The sequence below is a fragment of the Cognatishimia activa genome, assembly GCF_017798205.1.
Lineage (GTDB): Bacteria > Pseudomonadota > Alphaproteobacteria > Rhodobacterales > Rhodobacteraceae > Cognatishimia > Cognatishimia activa_A.
On record NZ_CP060010.1, the window covers coordinates 440,385 to 462,642 of the forward strand.

The 22,258-nt window shown below is 54.7% G+C and carries 14 protein-coding genes; 3 read left to right on the top strand and 11 right to left on the bottom strand.

The features are described from left to right. Positions 1-76: 76 nt before the first annotated feature. The 7 genes from HZ995_RS02060 to HZ995_RS02090 all read right to left on the bottom strand — a co-directional run bounded on the left by HZ995_RS02060 (position 77) and on the right by HZ995_RS02090 (position 16,087). A complete protein-coding gene (locus HZ995_RS02060) occupies positions 77-565 on the bottom strand; it encodes an invasion associated locus B family protein (protein WP_209357032.1) in 489 nt (162 codons plus the stop codon). Then, positions 566-8,026 carry an autotransporter outer membrane beta-barrel domain-containing protein gene (locus tag HZ995_RS02065; RefSeq protein WP_209357033.1) on the bottom strand — a complete coding sequence of 2,487 codons (7,461 nt, stop codon included), beginning with the start codon at positions 8,024-8,026 and terminating at the stop codon, positions 566-568. A gap of 1,056 nt (positions 8,027-9,082) precedes the next feature. Next, the gene (locus HZ995_RS02070; protein WP_209357034.1) at positions 9,083-11,002 is read right to left on the bottom strand and encodes an ATP-binding protein; all 1,920 of its coding nucleotides are present in this window, start codon (positions 11,000-11,002) and stop codon (positions 9,083-9,085) included. Then, on the bottom strand, positions 11,003-12,094 hold the full coding sequence (locus HZ995_RS02075; RefSeq protein ID WP_209357035.1) for a hypothetical protein: 1,092 nt from the start codon (positions 12,092-12,094) through the stop codon (positions 11,003-11,005). Next, positions 12,084-13,442, bottom strand: a complete 1,359-nt coding sequence (locus HZ995_RS02080; protein WP_209357036.1) for an ATP-binding response regulator — start codon at positions 13,440-13,442, stop codon at positions 12,084-12,086. The genes HZ995_RS02075 and HZ995_RS02080 overlap by 11 nt, the downstream gene beginning before the upstream one ends. 785 nt (positions 13,443-14,227) lie before the next feature. Further along, the gene (locus HZ995_RS02085) at positions 14,228-15,163 is read right to left on the bottom strand and encodes a homocysteine S-methyltransferase family protein (protein WP_209357037.1); all 936 of its coding nucleotides are present in this window, start codon (positions 15,161-15,163) and stop codon (positions 14,228-14,230) included. A gap of 123 nt (positions 15,164-15,286) precedes the next feature. Next, complete coding sequence (locus HZ995_RS02090) at positions 15,287-16,087, bottom strand: class I SAM-dependent methyltransferase (RefSeq protein ID WP_209357038.1); 801 nt, start codon at positions 16,085-16,087, stop codon at positions 15,287-15,289. Between the two features lie 380 nt (positions 16,088-16,467). On the opposite strand from HZ995_RS02090, the gene HZ995_RS02095 reads away from it, so the two are divergent. From HZ995_RS02095 to HZ995_RS02105, 3 genes are read left to right on the top strand one after another with little or no spacing between them, the layout of a single operon-like run. Next, a complete protein-coding gene (locus HZ995_RS02095) occupies positions 16,468-16,671 on the top strand; it encodes a hypothetical protein (RefSeq protein ID WP_209357039.1) in 204 nt (67 codons plus the stop codon). Between the two features lie 3 nt (positions 16,672-16,674). Continuing rightward, the gene (locus HZ995_RS02100) at positions 16,675-17,934 is read left to right on the top strand and encodes a DUF6538 domain-containing protein (protein ID WP_209357040.1); all 1,260 of its coding nucleotides are present in this window, start codon (positions 16,675-16,677) and stop codon (positions 17,932-17,934) included. Next, on the top strand, positions 17,931-18,104 hold the full coding sequence (locus HZ995_RS02105) for a hypothetical protein (protein ID WP_209357041.1): 174 nt from the start codon (positions 17,931-17,933) through the stop codon (positions 18,102-18,104). Before HZ995_RS02100 ends, HZ995_RS02105 begins: the two co-directional genes overlap by 4 nt. A 393-nt stretch (positions 18,105-18,497) precedes the next feature. Here HZ995_RS02105 and HZ995_RS02110 read toward each other — a convergent pair whose 3' ends face one another. The 4 genes from HZ995_RS02110 to HZ995_RS02125 all read right to left on the bottom strand — a co-directional run bounded on the left by HZ995_RS02110 (position 18,498) and on the right by HZ995_RS02125 (position 22,117). Beyond that, positions 18,498-19,142, bottom strand: a complete 645-nt coding sequence (locus HZ995_RS02110; protein WP_245168722.1) for an AAA family ATPase — start codon at positions 19,140-19,142, stop codon at positions 18,498-18,500. Further along, positions 19,139-19,939, bottom strand: a complete 801-nt coding sequence (locus HZ995_RS02115) for an ATP-binding cassette domain-containing protein (RefSeq protein ID WP_209357042.1) — start codon at positions 19,937-19,939, stop codon at positions 19,139-19,141. The genes HZ995_RS02110 and HZ995_RS02115 overlap by 4 nt, the downstream gene beginning before the upstream one ends. Then, positions 19,915-20,985, bottom strand: coding sequence for an ABC transporter permease (locus tag HZ995_RS02120; RefSeq protein WP_209357043.1), 1,071 nt, complete (start codon positions 20,983-20,985; stop codon positions 19,915-19,917). The genes HZ995_RS02115 and HZ995_RS02120 overlap by 25 nt, the downstream gene beginning before the upstream one ends. A 115-nt stretch (positions 20,986-21,100) precedes the next feature. Then, a complete protein-coding gene (locus HZ995_RS02125) occupies positions 21,101-22,117 on the bottom strand; it encodes a sugar ABC transporter substrate-binding protein (protein WP_209357044.1) in 1,017 nt (338 codons plus the stop codon). Between the last annotated feature and the right edge of the window lie 141 nt (positions 22,118-22,258).

Genomic DNA, 22,258 nt, shown 5'->3' on the forward strand with positions numbered 1-22,258 from the left:
AGGATGGTGCTGAGCCCTAAAAAATTAACGTTTCAAAACAGGCTCATAGATTGAATTCTTGTACAACTCCCTCGTCTTACCGCAGCCTTTCAAGTGCTGCGGTGAACCCGACAAGAGAAAACTCTACTGTAATTTCTTGCGTCGCGAGGTTTTGAAAGCTGGCGACAGCCACTGACCCGGCACGCAGCGACGCACCCAATGTTTCACTCAGGGATTTACTTGCAAAACACCCATCTGACTCACATGTCGTCAAGGGGATGTTCTGTGCGCTCAGTTCGTCAATTTTCAGAAAAACGCCCTGTTGGATCGACACACCAAGAGGAAGATTCAGGATAAGGTTGGGGGTTTGCTTGCCGTCTGAAACGACTCTCATACTCGCAAACTGTTGACCCGTCTCTTGCAGCGTGATCGTTTGCTCCATGACGCAAATTGCAGGCGCATTACGTGCTTCGCTGGTGCAAAATGTCCGCCAAGCACTTTCCTCTTGGGCGGCAAGCCCGTTTCCAAAGGTAAAGGAAAAGATCGCCGACAAGGCAAACACTACTCGATTCATTTTATTCTCCACTCAAAAATCCAGCGAAAACTTTAGGCCTGCGCGGACGTCTCTCGTACGTTCACCCAAGCGCGAGCTTGCATCAAGCCTTAACGCGCCGCCATCGCTCCCCAAGAGGTCCACACCAATGGCGACTTTGGCCAGGGTTTTGTCTTCTCCCGATCCCGTTTGTAGCCCGGCACCTGCGGATTGGGAGCCAGCAAAACGGGCGCTGAGAGTCGCTTCTTCGCCGAGGATGCGGTGCTGAAGGCCCAACTCACCGTGAATTCGGATCACTGTTTCACCGCCCGGCAACTGGAATTCACGCCCAGCGCCCAATCCCAGCTCCAGGTCAGCTCGCCAGTCTGTGCGACCGTCGATCGTCATATTGGAAGCACCTGCGCCGGTTTCTGAGAACCCCTTCTGCTGCATCCCTGTAACAGATACTTCGGCTAATGGTTTAAAGAAGCTTGCTCCGCGCTCGTAAACTTGGGCGTATTTAAGAGCCGTTGATACAAAACGGAGTGGTTGCTGACTGAAGGCTGTCGATGTCACGCCACCGACTGTCACGGATCGCTGCGCATTAAAGTCTGCAGCACCAAGAATGAAGCTGCCGCTGAGCACTCGGTTTTCTTGCTGACGCTTAAGGACTGCGCCAAGCTGATACACTTCGCCCGAGCTTTGATAGGCTGTACCTGACGTCACGCCCGCGCTGCCGATCGAGCCGCCAATGCCCCAGAAGTCCCCTGTATCTGCTCGGCGCTGCACCCCAAAGGTCGTCTGCAACACGCGCGTGTGCGATGCCGCACGTGTTCCGTCCTGCGATACATCAAAATCGCGTTGAGTGCGGGCCATCCAGTTGCAATTGCCTTCAGCAATAAATCGATTGGGACCTGTTTTCTGGGCACAGCTACGCAGTGAATTTGCGAAATCAGAAACGGTCAATGTGCTCGTGGAAATACCTGTTGATATTGGCTGAGGATCCAAGGACGCATAGCTGTCCTGCAACACCTGAACCGTTGATCCAGGTTGGGTCAAAGTCGCGATGATCGTCTCAAGACCGCTGCCCCCGCCATTGGCCTGAGCCTGATTCAAATAGCGGCCAAACGCAAGAGCTGCACCGGTTAAACCGGCTGGTGCATAGTTAATCTCATAGTCCAGGTTGATCGTATTGGATCCGCGAGACAGACTGAAAGCTGCCACTGCAGAGTTAGGTGCGTTGAGTGTGGGCATAAACCCCTGAGTCACACCTTGTGCAGCATCTAGAACTGCAACGGAATGGATGCCCGGCGGAGCCTGTTGAGCGTTCAACACAGAGACTTGAAGCTCTCCTTCGACCACTGCGCGTCCTGAGATGTCCAATACATCTGTGTCTGCTTGTTGCGTAGAATGCGGGATATGGCGCAATTCGATGAGCAGCTTACCATCCTGAGAATAACTGCCATTTAGTGCTGTCGTCAGGATATTGTTGCTACCGCCGACGCTGACAGTTCCCAAGTTGCGAACAGAGGCATTCGTGTTACCTGCGTTCAATACAGTCCCAGAGTTCAAGGTGCCCGTCACATTGTTTCGTATTTGGTTGTTGCCAGCACCCAAGTCGATGTTTCCGCTTATAACGCCATTGTTCAGAACAGTCTCATTTTGATCTCCGCCCAAGAAGGCGAGTTCCGAGATACCACCCGCATTGGATACATTTGCCATGTTAATGACCTGGTTGTTCCGGCCATGCAAAATAGAGATCGCGGCCCCGCCTTTTCCGCCTATGACACTGGTTCCCATTGTCCAGTTATATACGTCGACATCACCCGTTGGAGTCTGGCCATCGCTTTGCGCCAGAATACCAATGCTGCTGTTACCGCTGGCTGTCACGCTGCCATAGTTGTTTACAATCACGCGCCCGCCGTCGCCCTGGCCACCCGCTGTGCCAGAAAAATTGAACACGCTGTCGCTGGTCACGGTAGCTGTGACAAATCCACCACCTCCGCCGATGGACTGGGCAATAATGCCATGCGCAGCGTTTCCTGTGGTGGAGATAGTCCCGCGGTTGAGGACGTCGACAGCGTGGCCGTCCGATCCGGTGGCACCAGATCCTGATATCGCGACTCTCCCGTCGGCTCCGCCGCTCGTTCCGCCACCGCCACCCAGTGATTGCGCCAAAACGCCATGAGAGCCAGCACCGGCCGTGGAAATGTTACCCAGTGTTTCCACGTCGACTTTGCCACCCTTGCCCGAAGTTGAGGTCTTGCCACCAAAAGACAATGCACCTGTTGCGAGGCCTGTCGCTCCGCCGCCACCTCCCACCGATTGGGCTAGAATACCGAGACTCTTGTCGGCGAAAGTCGTGATGTTGGCCCCTGCTTGATGGGTGACTTTTACTTTTCCACCGTCGCCGGAAACGCCATCGCCGCCGCCCACGGCCAAAAGGCTGAATGTATTTCCTCCGATACCACCGCCGCCGCCGATCGACTGCGCAATAATTCCGTAGCTATGCGCTCCACGGACAAAAATATCGCCCGAGTTGGTCACATCCACTTCACCACCAGAGCCTCCAGCACCTCCAGTGCCGCCGACGGACAACAGGCCAGGCAGCACGATGGCCTGGGTTTCAGACGGCAAAACAGCGGTGGCCCCAGCTTGACCGCCCCGACCGCCACCGCCGCCAATGCTTTGCGCTTCGATCCCGCTTGAACGCTCTCCGGCCACATCGATTGCACCGGTGTTTGATACAGTAACTTTGCCGCCATTTCCCTGCGCGCCACCGGTGCCGCCGAAACTGAACGTCGCAGAGGCGCGTCCGCCTGCAGAACCACCACCGCCACCAACAGATTGCGCGACGATGCCCGTCGCATCGTTTCCTAATGTTCGAATGCTTCCATCATTGCTAACAGAGACAACCCCTCCATCACCGCTTGGACCACCACTTCCTGCTATGGCAACTTGTAAATAACTGACCGCAAAGACTTTTGGATTCAGATTGGGTCTTGCGTGACCTCCGCCAATAAAGCGCCCGGCCTGACCGCCTCCGCCGATGCCGCCACCGCCACCAACAGATTGCGCGAAGGCTCCGTGGCCGCCAATTCCCGTTGTGGAGATAACCGAACCGGTTTCTAGGGTTACAGTGACTGCACCACCGTTGCCGGCAGAGCCGCCTTCACCACCAACTGAAAAGGTCCCCGTGCGCCCGGAATTAGCAAGGCCCCCAACACCGCCACCGCCGCCGATGGATTGGGCCAGCACACCCATCCCATCGTCCCCGGAAACGCTGAGTGTTGCAGAGTTGTTTACAGCAACAGTGCCACCGTTGCCTGTTGCGCCGCCTTTCCCTCCGATACTTACTGCATGATTGGCAAGCTCGCCTTGTTTGGACGTGTAGGATATTATAGCGTTCGTTGGCAACACGGCCCACGTAGGCAAACGAGTAGGAATACCGACTTTTGCGCTGCCAGCCGAGCCTCCACCTGCTCCTATCGACTGCGCCTGGATCGCATGGGCTGCAGGACCCGTTGTAAAAATCATCCCGTCGTTGTTTACGTCCACATCACCGCCATGGTTGCCAGATCCGCCTGTACCTCCAATGAGCAATTGAAGATTGATGTTACTGTCTTTGAAGTTGGTAGGCGCTTTGCACGCAAAGTTTAGGTTCACGCGGCAACCTTTAGGTCTGCCTTGAATCAATGAAAGCGAACCTGCTCTTGCGCCGGCTCCTCCTCCACCGCCAACGGAAACTGCCCGGATACCCTGAGCATCCGCGCCTGCGGTTCTGATAGTGGCTCGGTTTACGACATTGACAGCACCACCAACTTGCCCCGAACCGCCACTGCCGCCAATCGTAACACCCGCATTAATTGTCTTGCCTTCGCGGCCGCCAACCAAGCCAAGCAAGCCAGTCATTGCACTTCCCCCGTCGCCTCCTCCACCACCGATGGACTGTGCATAGATGCCAATGGCCGCTTCGCTGAGTGTGGTTAGGTTCCCGTCATTCGTTACGTTTACCACTCCTCCGTTGGACCCATTTCCGCCCGAGCCCCCAACCGTTGTGGATAGATTGATGTTCTTTCCTGCACCTATACCAGTTGCACCACCGGCGAGTGCCCCAGCAGATCCGCCGGTGCCGCCACCGCCACCTATGGATTGCGCGAAAATCGCAAACGAATTCTCGCCTTCGGTCCGAATGGACCCTGTATTTGCAATTGTGACAACGCCGCCGTTTGAGCCCGTCCCTCCTGAACCACCAATCGCGGTCGCCGCGTTTTTCGCATTAACTCCGCCGAGTGCGCCACTCAGCGCAAGGGCTCCGTTACCACCTCCACCGCCGATGGACTGCGCCAAAATCCCCCACGATGTCCCTCCGGTCGTCAGAATAGACCCATTTTGATTGATGGTGACGTCACCGCCATGGTTCCCAGTTCCTCCAGTGCCGCCGATAGACACGGCGATCTGGGCAGAATCCGCGCCTAGACCCGTTGAAAGACCTGCGCCAAAGCCGCCCATGCCTCCACCCCCACCGACGGATTGGGCTTGAACTGCAGTAGCGTAGTTCCCCCGCGTTTCTATCGCGCCACCTGTCGTGATCGTGACAACACCCCCGGTGGCACCCGTGCCACCAGTCCCACCGATGGCAACAGTTGCAGACGCAGAATTCATTGCTTTGCCGGCACTGCCGAAACTTACTGCAAATCCGCCATAGCCGCCGCCGCCGCCAGTGGATTGCGCCAGAATTCCATTCGCGCCGTCGCCGGTGGTCAAAATGCGATCCTTAGTATCGATGGTGACCTGTCCGCCAGCACCGCCGTTGCCGCCTGTTCCACCGACGGAGACCGCAGCCGCAAACCGATTTGTGGGACTTCCGATTGAAAGTGCGACAGAGGACGCGATCGCGAAGCCGCCCATACCACCTCCGCCACCGATCGAATGAGCGTGTATGCCAATCGCGTCAGTCCCCGATGTTTGGATCGTTGCCCCGGCTCCGGAAGGAGCAGCCAGATGGTGACTTTTGACCGTAACCGCTCCACCGTTGCTTCCGCTACCACCGGTGCCTCCAATGGACGTGGAAACTCCGGCTGCGCCAGTAACGGTCAAGGCCTGACCGATCGCGAAACCGCCGTTGCCGCCCCCTCCGCCTATGGATTGGGCAAGCAGAGCCGTGGACCGGTTTCCGCTTGTAAATATACTTCCGGTGTTTTCCACGACAACAGCGCCGCCATGGTCTCCGCCACCACCTAAACCGCCGATATTCACGGCAAGTGCACCAGCGCCGTCCAGTGTCGCACCGGCACCGATGGCAAAGCCCGCGGTGCCCCCTGCGCCGCCTACAGATTGCGCTTCGATACCAAATGAGCTGTCTTTAGTGGTCACGAGAGCCGCTTTGTTGATGACGGTGACGTTGCCACCATGTTTTCCAGCCCCACCACTTCCACCGACATTGACCGACGCGGCCGCTGTCCGGGACAAAGCGACGCCGATCCCAAAGCCTCCCATTCCTCCGCCACCGCCAACGGATTGTGCAAGAATAGCCTTGGAGTTTTCGCCATTTGTGGTGATTGCCCCCTCGTTCGTGACCGTCAAAGAGCCACCGCTCCCTGCTGCGCCACCGTTTGCACCAACGTTGACGTTGCCAGCAAAGGTCTGCGCGGCTGCGCCGCTAATCGTGTATCCAGCGTTGCCTCCACCACCGCCAATGGATTGTGCCAGAATACCCAATGAGCGACTCTCTTTGGTTTGGATATTGGCCCAATTGGTGACAGACACGGTCCCACCGTTTCCGCCCGCCCCACCGGCTTGACCAACCGCGACGGAAGCGCTTGCCTGACCGGACCCGGCCAGGGCCAAAGCGAAGGATCCATTGCCACCGCCACCGCCAATGGACTGCGCAACAATGCCAGATGCGTCCTCGCCCTCAGTTGCAATCGTGCCGCCCATGCGTGCATCAACGGATCCGCCATGCCCCCCTCTGCCCCCGGATCCGCCAACCGCGACAGCTGCAGAGGCCGTCGCGGCCAGGCTAAAGCTGCCTGCAAATCCGCCGTTGCCACCGCCACCCCCGATGGACTGCGCCAAAACGCCTGACGAGGCACGCCCTTTTGTCAAAAGGTCGCTGTTCAAATTATTCGCGGCCATATCCTCGTTAATTCGAACAGTTCCGCCGTGTCCTCCGGCGCCACCAGAGCCACCAATTGCAACACTCGCAGCGCCGGGACCTACTGCCACTCCGACACCGACTCCACCGTCACCGCCGCCGCCACCAATGGACTGCGCGACGATCGCGGCTGATGATGCACCGCGTGTTTCAATCTTTCCTGTGTTGAAGACACCCGCAAATCCTCCGTTCCCGGCCGCATTGCCCGAGCCACCGACACTAACAAGACCCACGGAAATACCGCCATTGCCGCCGCCGCCGCCAATCGATTGTGCTTTTATTCCGCTGGCGCTGTTACCTTTCGTCAGAATACTACCGTCGTTTCTAAGAACGACAGTGCTCCCGTTGCCACCCGCGTCGCCGCTGCCACCAATTGCGACAAGTCCAACTGAGACACCGGCATCCCCGCCGGCACCCCCTGTGGATTGCCCAAGAATACCTGTAGCCCCTTCGCCGCTTGTCGTGATGGACCCACCAAGCGTATTGGTGACCCGCACATTGTTGGCTGAACCGCCGTTGCTACCGGTTCCTCCCAGCGCCGTGATTGATACAGAAGATCCGCCAGCACCGCCGCCGCCTCCGAGTGATTGCGCGAGAATTCCCGAAGCGGCGCGCCCATGCGTTGTCAAAGTTCCGGAGTTTGTGACGTTTACATCGCCACCGTCTCCGGCATTGCCAGCATTGCCTCCTTGTGAAAACAGCAGGCCGAAAGCAATTCCCCCGCCTGATCCCGCGCCCCCGAAGGACTGTGCCAAGATACCGCGCCCCGCCTCACCGGTTGTGGTGATCGAGGAAAGGTTGTTTACGGTGACCGTGCCGCCCCCGGCGGCGGCGCCCCCTGAACCTCCGACGCTGCCCAGCCCACCAGATGACCCGCCGCTGCCACCGCTGCCGCCGACCGAAGTTGCAAAGACACCGACCGAGTCAGTACCGCTCGTTCTAAGAGAGCCGTTGTTGGTGACCGAAATATTTCCGCCTGCGCCGCCAGTTCCACCGTTTCCGCCATTGACGCTGTAGCCAATTTTAAGAATTTCGATGCTGAAGCCACCACCGCCTAAACCTCCGGTGCCGCCGCGACTGTTGATGGTTACCGCGTGTTGCCCCCGTGAACTGGTCGTGGAACTGGCACCCGCATTGACCGTTACAGAATGATTGCCTCCATGACCACCAGTGCCCCCAGCGAACCCGCTCTGAATTGCCAGTCGCAGCCCACCTTTTCCATCGGGTACAAGCCCGATAAAACCCTCGACGCCACCACCTCCTCGCCCCCCTAAACCAGAGACTGAAACCCCCGTTTCGTTTCCACCAATGCCCTGGTTAATAGAACTCGGAACGCCGCCGGTTCCCGGGTTAACCACCACTACGCCCAACACGCTGACACCATCGACACCATTGGCTCCAGTAGACGAGTTGTCTACGGAATATGCCTTCGATGAAAATGGAAAACATGCGAGCGAAAAAGAAAGCGAACAGGACACAGAAAATCTGAGCAACTTTTGAAGTTGGTTGCTTAATTTGCCAACGGTGTCCCCGATACTTGACATAATTGTCTCCCCGAAGAGAAACGCTAAGCGTCGCGGCCTGCCGAAGTCACCAATTTATGGCAAAAGTGTGGCGGACACGTGATAAGCGGAAACAATAACCATTTCCAATGGCTTGTTGTCTCGAAGTCGCGGTCAAATTGTCTCTTACAATGTGCTTGAAAGACACTGATTCGGCTTGACGCTTCAATTTCGAAATCAGCGCGCCGAAGTTCTCAGGATTGCTATTTTAATTTGCTGCGGATTGTTTCAGGCAAGTTTGGATCGCACCCTCAGCGATAGTCCGACTTCCACCCAAAGCAGTTGATTGGCAAGTCCAAATAGAATGGTCTCCCAGAGCGGCACAGTTGCCCGCGGAGACAGCTCTGCCTCTCGTGGACCAAAGGCCGCACCCGCCACACCCGAACAGGGGCATTTTCGGGGGCATTCTGGGCCACTACGGCCGCGCCTCACTCACGAGGTAGCAAGGCGTGATCCACTCCGTAAGCCGCGCTGGTCCAATCGTCACGCTTGTTGCCCCGGTGATCCCCCTGCGTGAGGTGGTGTGGGTTGATGCAGGTGCGGTTATGGCACCGATGGCGCACCACGATACTCCACGGTAACGCCACGCCTTCCGCCACACAGTAAATGAACCGATAGGCCTCCAGCTGCATCCCTCGGAACCGTACCTTGCGCGGCTCCTGAGTGGGTGTGGGGAGACATCCTGTTACTGGATCCTGCTCGACCTCGGCAAGGAGTGAGTTGGCCCTCGCAAGGGCCTCCTCGTAGTGTTTATCAAGCACATCCTGCATCCAGGCTTCGTTCTTTTCCCTACGTCCACTCGGTAACTGCGCAAATTAGAGTTCCAGTTCGGGAAAGCTTAAGGATTGGCCGTTATGCAACCTCATTCTGAGTTGATACGACGTCCAAGTTCGCTGCAAACCTAATTTCAAACTTCGCCCCATTTTGGGAGTTATTGACGGCCAGCTTGCCGGACATGTCTTCGATTATCCCATAGCTGATAGACAATCCCAAACCAGTACCTTTTCCAGCTTCCTTGGTCGTAAAAAATGGCTCAAAGATCTTTGGCAAGACTTCTTCATCTATCCCGCCTGCGTTGTCTTCGATAGAAACAACAATATGCTGGTCCATTCTTGCGGCCTCTACTTTTATCCAGGGGTTCTGGACCTGTCGTTTTTCCAGTTCAAACTTGGCATTTGAAAGTAGGTTTAGGATGACCTGCTCGAACAAGATTGCATGACCACAAATTAAAAGATTGCTTTCAATCCTCAGACTGAGATCAATCGAAGCAAGCTTTAGTTGGGGCGCAAGCAAGTTGACTGCGCGATTGATACAAATACCCATTTCAAAAACTTGGACTGGGTCGTCTGCGCGCCTTCCAAAGATGCGCATGTGGTCAATGATGCTAGACGCTCTTTCTACCTGATTTGCGACTCTCTCGATTAGTGTGCTGGCCTTTTCCGGATTGTACTTGTTAGGTTTAAGAGTGTTCCGAAGAGAGGCTAACGTGATGTTCATGGCGTTGAGGGGTTGGTTCAATTCGTGCGCCATCCCGGTTGCCATTTCTCCCAAGTTTGCAAGCTTTGATGCTTGAATCGCTTCAGCTTGTAACGCATTTCTCTGGGTTAAATCCTGCGCAATACAGAATATCTCGCCTTTGTTCCGGCTCGATTGTAGCTGGCTGGTCAAACTGCAAAGAACTGGGATACGACGTCCGTCTTTTGCCACCAAGTAGCTTTCCCACGCGTCTAAGTCGGCATCTTGCGAAAGCGCAATCAGCCGTGTTTCGAATTCACTCAAACATTCGTCACACAGAATGTCTTTTAGAAACATTCCCTCGTTCACGCGATCGGTATCTATTTTTGTGAGTTCAATCGCTTTTCTATTCCAAACTGTAATTCGCTGAGTCATATCGAAGGCGAAAATGGGGCTGTTGGCGCCATCAATGATGTTTTGCACATCATTATTTAGTCGCTCGTACTCCAACTTTGAAAGTTCTAGGGCTCTCTTTTGGTCTTGAAATTCTATCGCGACCAGCCCCAAATCACTCAATTCGTCCCAGCTTTTAAAAAAGTCTTTGTTGAGGGTTGCAGTCTCGCCCAAGAGAACCGAATGCAAGTTCTCGGTTCTAAGACTGAACCTTCTCATAAGTCCCCAGATTGACAGAAACATTAGCAATGAAATTGGAAATGGGACAAAGAGATTCAAGAAGCTGAATCTAACTTGCGTTGCCTGCAAATCACTAGAATTTTTCAGCATTTTCGTTTCAACTTGAGCCCTGTATTCAGTCGCTAAATCCGCAAGTTGTTTCGTGCTTTTTTGCAAAGAGTTGCCAACTAGCGTTTTGTCAGCAAACGACGTGCCTGTGATGCCGGAGCCATTTAGTTGCCTAACTTTAGAGGCAAATATTTGTTTTGCTTCCTGTGCGAGTGCCTGGCTCAAACGATTTAAGGCAAGAACGTCGCTGTAGCCGCCTTGGACCGACAGCGTAGCCGTGAGCTTTTCCAGCTCCTTCACTTCTCGCGTGAACTCTAAATAAAGTGTGTCTAGGTCGCTTTGCTTGTCCGTATATCGCAAGTTTTTCGCAAGGGCGGAAATCCGGTTACTGGCGTGTTCAAGATCGTGTGCGTTTTCAACCAGTGGCAGCTGAGTTTGGTAGAAATTTTCGGCAAAATCCGAAAAGCGCGAGAAATTCAATTGAACAAGCAAAGAGGTAGAGATCAGCGCCACGAAGCCGATCGCCACGACAACAATGACGCGTTCTTTCAGCGCAAAGCGTTTGCTGAACGACACTTATTTAGCCACCCAGCTGTCGCTGAATAATGCCCTATACCCGTTCGAGGGATCAAAACGCCAATCTACGCCACCGTCCTCTTTGGAATTGACTTTCGTTACCAATTTCGTCGGAGCCACGAACAGCTGTGTTTTCAAGCCCTGCATCTTCCGGTTAAGCTCATAGGCCAATTGCCAACCCTGAAAGTTTAGTGGTTCCGGAACGGTTGCGGATTGAAAAAGATCACTCTCGATACGTTGATAAGCAGATGCACTACCATCGCCTGCCGATACGTTAACCAAATCCCCAATGGCACGGTCCTCGGAAAGACTGAGCGGTAAGAATGCGCCATCGAAATACAAATCGTTGATGCCCAAGCTGACATTCCAAAGATCCCCATATGTATCTTGCAAGCGTGAAACAACGTCAGGCATTACTTCGGAGGTTTGGTCTAGGCGGACATCTACAACTTCCAGAAGTTGACATGTCGCGCATAGGTCAATTATCCGAGCCATCTCATTTGATTTTTCCAGAGCGATTTCGAAACGGCTGTCCGTGAATATGACCGCACCTGCTCTACGATTGGTGGCGACAATTGCATAACTTGTTGCAACTTGTGCGACTTGCAAAGGATTTGTTGTAATGTTGTTGAATACAGGTGTTCCGTGAATTTGACCGGGATAGGCCGAAGCGTGCCATCCTATGATCTTGGTTCCTTCTCCCGAAATCACGTTCAGGGGGCCCAAGTGGTCTATTGCGTTGAAGCCCCCCAAAACTAACCCATCTGGAGCAAGCCGTGCGATGCGGTCCAACGCCTCTTCGATTTTGGATTGATCTCCTCGGGCGTCAATGATTTCCAAAGACCAATCGAGTTTCGAAACAGCTTCCTTCAGCCCCTCCGCAACTGAGAGGATTCCCGAATTTTGCAGGTTCGCTGCTAGATAAACCACGTGCTTCTTTGACAGAGCCGCTGCGTCTTCTACCGGGAAATTCCAACTCGACGCTGGCCTCAAAGCCTCTGCAACAATTGCCTCATGATTAATTGCCTCAGATGCAAGTGATGGCAGTGCAAAGAAACACGCGGCAATACTTGATAAAGTCCTAAAGGGCATCTTGCTGGCTCTCCTTCATCAAAGATTGGGGATTTTCCGGCAACAGCTCGTGCTTTGGTAGTTCTAAGCTGACCGTTGTCCCATTGGCGACACTGGAGGAAACGCGTAAGTTTCCAGACTGTCTTTCCATACATTTCCTAGCGAATGGCAATCCTAGGCCAAGCCCTTCGGCTACGCCGTTGTTTGACAAGTCCGACTTGGAAAACGGGCGTAAAGCTCTTTCGATTTGAGCTGGCGACATGCCCGGACCTTCATCTGTAACTCTAATCTCCAAACCATTTTCACGCTCTCTGGCTTCCACAACGATCTTTCCGCCAGGCTCGGTTACATTAAGGCTATTGAGGATGATTTGCTCTAAAGCGTTCATCGTTGAATATGGGTCAAGACGCCACAACTTGAGACCAATATGATCAATGATTTCAATGTGTTTTTGTTTTGCGGCGTCGCGAACCGACTTGCGTTCGGTTACGCTGACCATCATTCTTTCGGCGTGTGCGGCTTTAAGCTCAGGCGGATTTCCTTCGCTCATGGAAAGGGTTCCAATTGCCAAATTTGTTTTTGACAGTAGTTCGTTTCCAGCTTCGAAAATATACTCTGCCACTGACATGACAGCCTCTCTTTCGAATTTGATTTGCTCGTCAAGGAGCAACGAAGAGAATCCAATCACTGCATTCAAAGGCGTACGCATTTCATGCGCCACCAATCGCAGAGTATTGGATAGTTCGTTTCCACTAATCTCGTTCAAATCGCCTTCGTTTTCGGAGGTTGTTGAACCCGATGTGGTGAGCATTTGGCGAAGCAAATCAACGAGATAATCAAGCTGTATCGGTTTATCTAGAAACTCACTTACACTGAGGCGCAAAGCCTCCTGAACCTCTTTTTTTGTCGCATTCCCAGAAGCGATGATAACGGGTGTCTCGCTCGTTGGGTTCGGTAGATCCCGAAGCTTCGACACAAGCTGAAGCCCAGACATTTTCGGCATTTTAATGTCAGTGACTAGGGCGGAACAGTCCCCACCTTCTGAAATGTATTCTAGCGCGTCTTCCGGCCTTGCGAATGGGCGACAAACTAACCCTTCGTCAACAAGTGCATCCGACAGAGCGACTAGTGTGTCTTCGTCATCTTCTACAAGTACAATTGTACTCAGTTCGATAGGGAGGGAGTTTTTCATTGGCAGAGATTGTTCGTTGGCGATGTATTCTGGGCGACAAGCACCCCTTTTTCGAGTGATACGGGATACGAGAACTGAGCACTGCACGCGCTTGGATATCCTCTGGTACAAACGGATAGCCAATAACTCGTTTGAACGCTGCGGACGTGCGGTGGTTAAACAAACGCGCACCTGCATCAACCCACACCACCTCACGCGGGGGGATCGCCGGGACAACAAGCATGACGATTGGACCAGAGCGGCCTACGGAGTGGATCACGCCTTGCTACCCCGTGAGTGAGGCGCGGCCGCATTAGCAAAGAGCACACCCGCCACACCCAAACAGGGGCATTTTCGGGGGCATTCTGGGCCTCCATGGCCCGACTGCACCTAGCAAACACTCAAGAAAGGAAGATGGCTGGGGTGGTAGGATACCTTGCTTCTCGATACTTCCCTTCGGCTTTCCTGCAGCCCTTAGCAAACTGGGGCACTTTCGGGGGCATTTCTTAGGCTCGGTGACATGGGGCACCTCGAACATCCCAGCCATACCTTAGGAGGCCTTTCTGGCCTTCTCTGTGGGCTTTTCTCGGGGGGGCTCTCCGAAGGCCTCTCTCTGAGGCGCTGTCTGCAGGTCCCTCCGTACGTGGGTATCCTAATAGGTACCAGTAATGGGAGATAGGGGAGAAGAAAGAAGAAAGAAGAAAGAAGGAGTGGGCAGGAAAGAGCAAGCAGTCAATGGCGCTCTGGGACAGTCCCCCGCTCCGCAGGTGCTGCGCTACAAATAAGTACCAGTAATGGGAGATGGGGGGGGGGAGAAGGATAAAGAAGACAGTTGAGCAGGACGTACTCCTTTCGTCAATCTTCGTTAGCCTCCGTGGTGTGGTGGGAGGGTACGAAAGAAGTGTTGATGAAAGGAGTGGGTGCAGCGAATGATCGGAGTGAGCCCAAACCTACCAAGTTTCTGCAATGTGGTGAATGTCGGCTTAAGGTGTCCGGGAGGCGCTTACGATCTGCTTCATGTGGCGCATGTCGGTGCCGCAACACCCTCCTAAAACCTGAATTTGAGGAAAGCGCCGCCTGATATCAGACAACTGCTCACCCAACTCGGTCGGATTGCCGTCGTCCAGTTCTTCAGCTTCGTCCAGTTCGGCATGGCTGCAGCGTGACGCATTGGCAATGATACCTCCCACGCGCTGCATCCACGGTGCGACTTCGAGGACTCCCGAGAAATGCTCAGGATGCGCACAGTTGATCATGTAGTAGGCTGCATAGTTATCAGTCGCACCGTCGACCTCTGATATTGCATCCTCAAGCGACGCGCCGGTTGGCAACCGTCCGTCTGTTTCCACAGTGAAAGAAATGACCACCGGAAGCTCAAACCTGCGTGCCGCCCTGACGATACCAATCGCCTCAGATGGGTACGCCAAAGTGTATCCGCTGATCACATCCACATCTGTGTCTGCCAGTACGGCTATTTGCTCCGAATGATAGCGTTCCGCCTCATCCGCGCTCATTTGCGCTTCAGGCGCGTATGCATCGTCGCGTGGTCCGATATTCGCACTGATGATTGTCGGAGCATGGTCGCTTGCTGCACGAACTGCCGCCATCATGGCGATTGCGTCTTGATTAAGCTGCTTGAGTTCGCCGAAGTCATACCCAATTGCAGCTCCGCGGTCCCGGTTTGCCACCCATGTCGGGCTTTCAAGGATGACACCAGAATGCGTTTCCTTGCCCAGAGCGATCAGGTCTTTCAGATATCCCTCGAGAAGCTTTCGACCCTCCGTGGTTTTCAAAAGCGGGTATGAAGCAAAGCCGGGCAAATCGACGCCCTGATTGAATATTAGGTCGGTTTCCATCCCGACGTAGGCCAAAAAAAGATCGGCATTGCTGGGAAGGAAAGTATCTCGGTAGATTGACATCGTAATGAACCAGTCGCGTGAAGTGTCCTTAGACCATAACAGCCGGCGCATCATGTGTCACTGATCCACACGTAAGAAGCGGCCATTGACGCAGCCGCAGCGAATTGGCGCTTTGTCCCGCAATTATCCTCTTCGGCCGATAAGAGTTGCGAAGACCTGATAGCCATACAAAGTACCATTGCGCGCGCGTCGACGGTATTCTGAAACCAGCCCATCATGCAGTTCCTGGCTGATTTCCCCTCGCTCCATCAGCACTTTGCCCGTTTCTACCACCCAGGGGAGCATTTGGTCGTTGTCAAGCACGCTGCGGCTCTGAAAGCTGAAGTCCTCGACGTTGAATCCAGCATCGGAAACGAGCTTCTGAAGTTTGGCCACCGCATGCGGGTCTGTGACGAATTCCCGAACAAATATCTTTGCGCATGCATCGAGCGGGTCATATGGGAAATTTCCAAGAGACGCTTTCGAAAAATCAGCATCGCAAACGACTAGTACCCCGCCGGTCTTCAATACGCGCGAGGCCTCTATCAATAGTGGAGTCGGGTCTTCTACATGCGTCAGAACAGTATGCATGATTAGGTTGTCGACGCTTTCATCCTTCAGCGGCAGTGACGCACCATCTGCGACTTCAAACGTGACGTTGCCGTGGCCTGTGACCCGCGCCTTGGCCTCTTTGACGAAGCCATGCGATGGCTCGAAACCAATAACGCGAGCTGGGTTTGCTCTTTCTGCTACGCGGCGGGTGACAGCCCCCGCACCGCATCCAACCTCAACAGTCAAGCTGTCCTCTGGAAACGTGAGCTTGCTCAAGTAGCTCGCAACTATCAATTCCATTGTAGGATCGGACTGGCGTTCATCCATTGAGTCCGCGAAAGACGAAATAAACTCTTCGCCTGCTGCATCAACATCTTGAAACGGGTCTGGCATCTCGATCGATCTCCTAAAAGAACACGAAGCGATTGAAGCACAATTGAAGCCTATATCGTTAGAGCTTTTCTCCTTTTAGTTATGAATTCGACAAAACCGAGCAAAACCAAGCATCTGAATAAAGAGAACTCTTAGAGGAGATATTCAGATGTTCAGCTCTTTCACGCTGTGGTGCGTGTTGGGGGTCAGCTTGCGGCTGGCCCTTTTTCTTTTCCTACGATGGAAGTGGGACGTGAGGCCGATAATACCCAACGGCCTGTCCTACTGCATTGTCCTGCTGGCCGTGATGCCTTCGTGGATGCAGCCAGTGCCTCTCCCGCTACCGATGTCTCTGGCACTCGGCTTCGTCCTCCCGGACCTCTTGCTGGCGAGATCATGACATGGACCTCCATCCCGGAGACCATGTGGTCATCAGGGCCTTCGACGACATCCCAGAACACCTCTTCCTCGTGGATGAGGTCTATGACGATTGCGTTGGTGGCTACTCTTTAACTGGCCCGCTCGAAGGTGAGTACGGCGAGCCAGACTTCGACATGATCTTGCGAAAGATCACTTCCCGCATTTTTAAACCGAAAGGAACCTGACAGATGTCAGCACAGATCCGCTATGCCTATCTGAAAGGTCAGACTTGGCTCTATCGCCGCAACTACCCAAAGGATGTTGCTGCCCTCCTGGGCCAGAAGGCCCTCAAACAATCCCTGAAGACCGGAGACCTCAAGCTTGCTCGGAAAAGGGCGGCAGAGGTCAACACCCAGTACGAGAAGACTGTCGAGGAGGCCCTCTCTGGCGCTCTCTTGCTGCCTTCCTCCTCTGGATGGTCCCGCCACTCGGAAGAGGCTCTCGCTCGTCTACGTGACAGTCTGCAGCACTCTGAGCAAGCCGGCTTCGTGAAGAAGATCGCAAAGGACACGACTGTGGAGAGTGCCTCTCGCCGTTATTTGCACCGACGTATCCGCGAACTCCGGCCCGGTGGCTTTAAGAGTGTTCGTTACTCCGTGGAGCTCTTTGCCTCCAACCACGGAGAGAAGAAGCTCTCGGAACTGATGAAGGAGGACGGGAAGGAGTTCCTGTCCCTCATCTCGAAGCTCAGTGCCAACATCGGGAAGTCCCAGACAACGCGGGGCCTCTCGCTCGATGCAGCAGTCACGTGGTCGATGGGTCGAAGAGATCACATCACGGGGCGCACCCAGAGACGTATCTGGGCACAGGTGAACCAGTGGCTCACGTGGTGTGTCTATGAGGACTTACTGGAGGCCAATCCCTTTGCGCATGTTCGCTTCGAAGCCAAGATCCGTCCTCAGCCCTATGCTGTGCCAACGGATGACGAGGTGAAGAAGCTCCTTGGTGCGAGAGAGCATATCATTGCTGATGTGATGAAGCTCTGTCTCTTCTCTGGGATGCGAGCGGGTGAAGCAGCAGGGCTCCTAGCGGAGGACATCGTGGACAAGGGCCCAGCAGGGCTCTTCTTCCATCTTCGTCCCAACCACCTGCGTCTTCTAAAGACCGAGGCGGCAGAACGGTGGGTTCCGGTGCATCCTGAGCTACTGGCATTGTTGAAAAATACACAAGGACCGCTCTTTCCGGACCTCACGGTGAACGACATCACCAAGCGCTTTGCTTTACTTCGGAAAAGGCTGAAGATCGAGAGACCTGGTCTGGTGTTCCACAGCGCCCGCAAGTGGTTCATAACTCAGTGCGAAAGAACTGGAGCTCCAGAGCACTTCACTGCCAGTATTGTAGGACACTCAGCGGCTCGTTCTGAGAACGGGATCACCTACTCGCTCTACTCAGCAGGCATCTCGGATCAGCAGAAGCGCGACTTAGTGGACAGGGTCGCTGCACCATGATCCCTGATATCGAAGCCTTCGAGGAACGCGCTGCCATTGCTGAGTACGATGGCGGGCTTACCAGAAAGCGCGCTGAGGATGTCGCGGCTCAGGGACAGGGCTTTCCAACACGGCAGGACTACTGGGCTTGGCTGGCAGAGTATGTGCTCAACGAGAGGCTACCACCGTGATCACATCTCCGTCCGGGCGAAAGCTCGGGCGGCGAGCTTCTTTGTTTTTTTGCGGAAGGCGGCTTAGCGGACGAAGCCGCCATTCGCAGCGACTGCGCCAACGGCAGCTTTCTGCGCATTGCGTCTGCAGCGAAAAGCACCATGGCGGGGTTCCTAACTTTCGGTACGTGTGCGATGGGATCGTGCCGGGAAGGCAAGAGCAGACGTTCTGAACGGCTGGAAACGAGCATATCGCCGCACGATCGCAAGGCAGCTCTGAGCCCCGACTGAGCCTTGGTGAAGCCCACAGATTCGGTTTTCAAGACCGGCTAGTGCTCCTCAGCTGAGGGGCGCAAAGATGTCGGCTAACTGCACAAGCACTCAATAATCTCGGCAGCAACGCTTGTCCGATCGCTATTGGAGCTCAGCGTTGCCCGAAACTGCAACGTCGGAGCTGAGCCTCCGGCGGGCTATAGTGTCCGCGTTATATAAATCATTCCCTATCGCCCTTACTTCTGCCTCTTCCTGGGAAAGACCTTGTTCCAGCCAGCGTTCGACGAGGCGTCGTTTCAAGGCTTCATTCCCCACGTTTAGCCAAACAGAGAAGTCCCAATGGGGTTTCAACTCGCGCCAAGCGGGTGCGTCAAACAACAAGTAGTTACCTTCGACAAGCACAGTATCACAGTCCGGCCCGACAGACCCCGTTCCGCCAATCGCGATATCCCGATCACGGTCAAAGGTCGGAAAGTAGACCTGTTCTTCGTTGGTCAACGCAGCAACCATTCGCAGGAACCCGTTGGCATCAAACGTCTCTGGTGCGCCTTTCCGTTCCAACAGTCCAAGCTCTGACAATACGCTGTTATCGAGGTGAAAGCCGTCCATCGGGACGACCTGGGTTGGACAACCGGCTTCGCACATCGCGCGAGCAAGGGCTTCGGAGATCGTTGATTTGCCGGAAGCAGGCGGACCGGCGATGGCAACAAGCCTTCGCCTTCCTTTGCGCGGCGCTGCCAGTGCGGGAGCCAGCAGCGCCTCGGCGATGTTATGAGGCGTATTCACGCCGCGTCCTGAGCGGGAGGTTCCTTGGCACCGGTCATAAAGGCCACAGCGTCCGACATGGTGTAGTCTTTCGGGTCAATCGTGCAAAGACGTTTACCCAGGCGATGGACGTGAATGCGATCTGCAACCTCGAAGACGTGAGGCATGTTGTGGCTGATCAGGATGATCGAGATTCCACGGGCTCGCACGTCCTTTATCAGTTCCAACACCCGGCGGCTTTCCTTGACACCGAGCGCGGCTGTCGGCTCGTCCATAATGATGAACTTCGAGGCGAAGGCTGCGGCGCGCGCGACAGCGACACCTTGGCGTTGTCCGCCGGAAAGAGTCTCGACCGGTTGCTTAATCGACTGCACGGTCATAAGCCCGAGTTCAGTCAGTTTCTCACGGGCGAAAGTCTCCATAGCTGGTTTGTCCAGCATCCGAAGCCAATCACCGAGAGGGCCTTTCTTACGGATCTCACGTCCGGTGAACATGTTGTCCGCGATGGACAGGGCCGGAGACAAAGCCAGGTTTTGGTAGACGATTTCGATCCCCATTTCACGTGCCTCGATAGGCGAGGTGAAGTGAACCGGTTTTCCGTCGATGAGAATTTCACCCTCATCAGGGACGGTTGCGCCGCAGATCGCTTTCACAATTGACGACTTACCGGCGCCGTTGTCTCCGATCACGGCCAGGATTTCGCCTTGGCGTAGTTCGAAGTCCGAGTGGTCGATTGCGGTCACGTGGCCATAGCGCTTCACGATTCCGCGGGCTTGTACGACTGGAGTAGACATTATGCCGATACCCTTCTGATCCATTGGTCGATTGCGACCGCGATGATGATGAGCCAACCGATAGCGAAGACCTGCCACAGCACGTCGACACCGGCCATGCGAAGACCCGATTGGAAGACGCCCACAATCAGGGCTCCGAAGAGCGCTCCCATGATCGAGCCACGTCCACCAAAGAGTGAGATGCCTCCGATAACTACGGCCGTGATCGACTGAAGATTGCCCTCATAGAATGACTGTGGCGAGATTGAACCGACACGACCGATGGATGCCCAACCAGCCAGCGCACAGACAAAACCTGCCAGCAAATAGACAGAGACCAGCGTGCGTTCGGTGCGGATACCAGCTAATTCGGCAGCTTCCATGTCGTCGCCGATGGCATAGACGTGGCGGCCCCATGCGGTCTTGTTCAGCATGTACCAAAGCACGACAAAGACGACGATCATCAGGATTACGCCAAATGTGATCCGTGCGCCGCCAAGATTGATGGCATTGCCGAAGAACTTCAGGAACGGCGCGTTTGCGTCGATATCCTGCGAACGGATCGACTGCGCACCAGAGAGCCAGAGGTTCAGAGCAAAGAATATCGACCAAGTGCCCAGAGTGGTGATGAAGGGCGGCAGCTTGATCTTGGTGATTAATAGGCCGTTCATCATGCCCGCCCCTGTGCCGCCGAGGAAACCGACCAGTATGGCAAGCGGGGCGGGAACGCCCATGGTAACTGCCAGGTTGCCCATGATGACGGACATCAGGACCATAATTGCAGCGACTGACAAATCGATGCCCGCTGTGATGATAATCATGCTCTGGGCGGCTGCCAGAATGCCGATGATCGAAACTTGCTGCATGATCAAAGACAGGTTAAAGGCTGAGAAAAAGCGTTCGCCGGCAATGATGCCAAAGGCCAGAAGGCTGATGAGAAGAACAATAACCGGAACCAGTGTCGGGTTATTGTGCAAGACGTGCTGAATGCGTTCCAAAAGCGTGTGGCTTTTCTTGAACTCGGCGACTTTACTGTCGCTACCATCCAGAACACGCTCAAACTCTTGCGAGGGTTGGGATGTGTTCGTCATGTCGGTATCCTCCGCCTTCAGCATGGCCAAGGCGTTCGACTGTGTCAAAGATTAGGTGGGGAGAGAGTTGAAGGGGGCGACACGCGCCCCCTCCGAGGGGAGAGAAGTTAGGCGATTAGCCCCAGCACTTCGCCAGACCTTCGGCCGAGGTCAGCGAGTCGATGCCGGCAACAGGCTGGTCGGTGATCAGCTCAACACCAGTGTTGAAGAAGTCGAGACCTGGGGTGTTCTCAGGCTTGGTGCCGTTGTTGGCCCAGTCGACAATCGCATCGATGCCTTTGGATGCCATCAGCAATGGGAACTGCATCGAGGTCGCGCCGATCACGCCTTCCGCGATATTCTGGACACCCGGGCAGCCACCATCGACCGATACGATCAGAACGTCGTCCTGACGACCAAAGGCTTTCAACGCTTCATATGCACCGGCAGCGGCAGGTTCGTTGATGGTGTAAACAAGGTTCACTCCTGGGTCGATCTGGAGAAGGTTCTCCATCGCGGTGCGGCCGCCTTCTTCATTGCCGTTGGTAACGTCGTTGCCGACAATACGCGCATCGTCTTCGTCACCGATGTCGGTTGGGTCTTTGATGTCGATGCCAAAGCCCTGCAGGAAGCCGTTGTTACGCAGGTAGTCAACCGAGATTTCCGATGGATTCAGGTCGAGCAGCGCGATTTTCGCATTCGCTGCGTCATCGCCCATTTTGGCTTTCGCCCACTCACCGATCAGAACGCCCGCTTTGAAGTTGTCAGTTGCGAAGGTCGCATCAGCCACATTTGCAGGCTCAAACGGAGTGTCGAGTGCGATGACCAGAGCGCCAGCTTCACGTGCTTGCGTGATAACAGGGGTCAGTGCGCGGCTGTCGGTTGGTGTGATCAGGATGCCCTGTGCGCCCGATGCGATGCAGCTTTCAACCGCGGCGATCTGGCTTTCAACGTCGCCGTCGATTTTACCAGCATAAGTCGAAAGGCTTACACCGTTCGCTTCGGCCCCTGCCAACGCACCTTCCTTCATTTTAACGAAGAACGGGTTGGTGTCGGTTTTGGTGATCAGGCAGGCGCTGATGTCAGCCGATGCTGCCGACGCGAATGCCGAGGCGGTCAGGGCCAGTGCGGATGCAGTTACGAGTTTTTTCATGATGTCCTCCCAGACAATTCAACAAGGCCCAAGTGGGGCCAATCCTCCAAGTGATCGCTGTGATCGACACTAGGCATAAACGCGATTCGAGGCAGCCGTCAATAAATAAATAAAGTTGATTTATTAATTCGAGATCCCTTA

What these genes read in the sequence shown, in the direction of transcription:
- HZ995_RS02075 (WP_209357035.1), bottom strand. Translation starts at nt 12,094, where the DNA reads ATGCCCTTTAGGACTTTATCAAGTATTGCCGCGTGTTTCTTTGCACTG.
- HZ995_RS02080 (WP_209357036.1), bottom strand. Translation starts at nt 13,442, where the DNA reads ATGCAGGTGCGCGTTTGTTTAACCACCGCACGTCCGCAGCGTTCAAAC.
- HZ995_RS02085 (WP_209357037.1), bottom strand. Translation starts at nt 15,163, where the DNA reads ATGTCAATCTACCGAGATACTTTCCTTCCCAGCAATGCCGATCTTTTT.
- HZ995_RS02090 (WP_209357038.1), bottom strand. Translation starts at nt 16,087, where the DNA reads ATGCCAGACCCGTTTCAAGATGTTGATGCAGCAGGCGAAGAGTTTATT.
- HZ995_RS02095 (WP_209357039.1), top strand. Translation starts at nt 16,468, where the DNA reads ATGGACCTCCATCCCGGAGACCATGTGGTCATCAGGGCCTTCGACGAC.
- HZ995_RS02100 (WP_209357040.1), top strand. Translation starts at nt 16,675, where the DNA reads ATGTCAGCACAGATCCGCTATGCCTATCTGAAAGGTCAGACTTGGCTC.
- HZ995_RS02105 (WP_209357041.1), top strand. Translation starts at nt 17,931, where the DNA reads ATGATCCCTGATATCGAAGCCTTCGAGGAACGCGCTGCCATTGCTGAG.
- HZ995_RS02115 (WP_209357042.1), bottom strand. Translation starts at nt 19,939, where the DNA reads ATGGATCAGAAGGGTATCGGCATAATGTCTACTCCAGTCGTACAAGCC.
- HZ995_RS02120 (WP_209357043.1), bottom strand. Translation starts at nt 20,985, where the DNA reads ATGACGAACACATCCCAACCCTCGCAAGAGTTTGAGCGTGTTCTGGAT.
- HZ995_RS02125 (WP_209357044.1), bottom strand. Translation starts at nt 22,117, where the DNA reads ATGAAAAAACTCGTAACTGCATCCGCACTGGCCCTGACCGCCTCGGCA.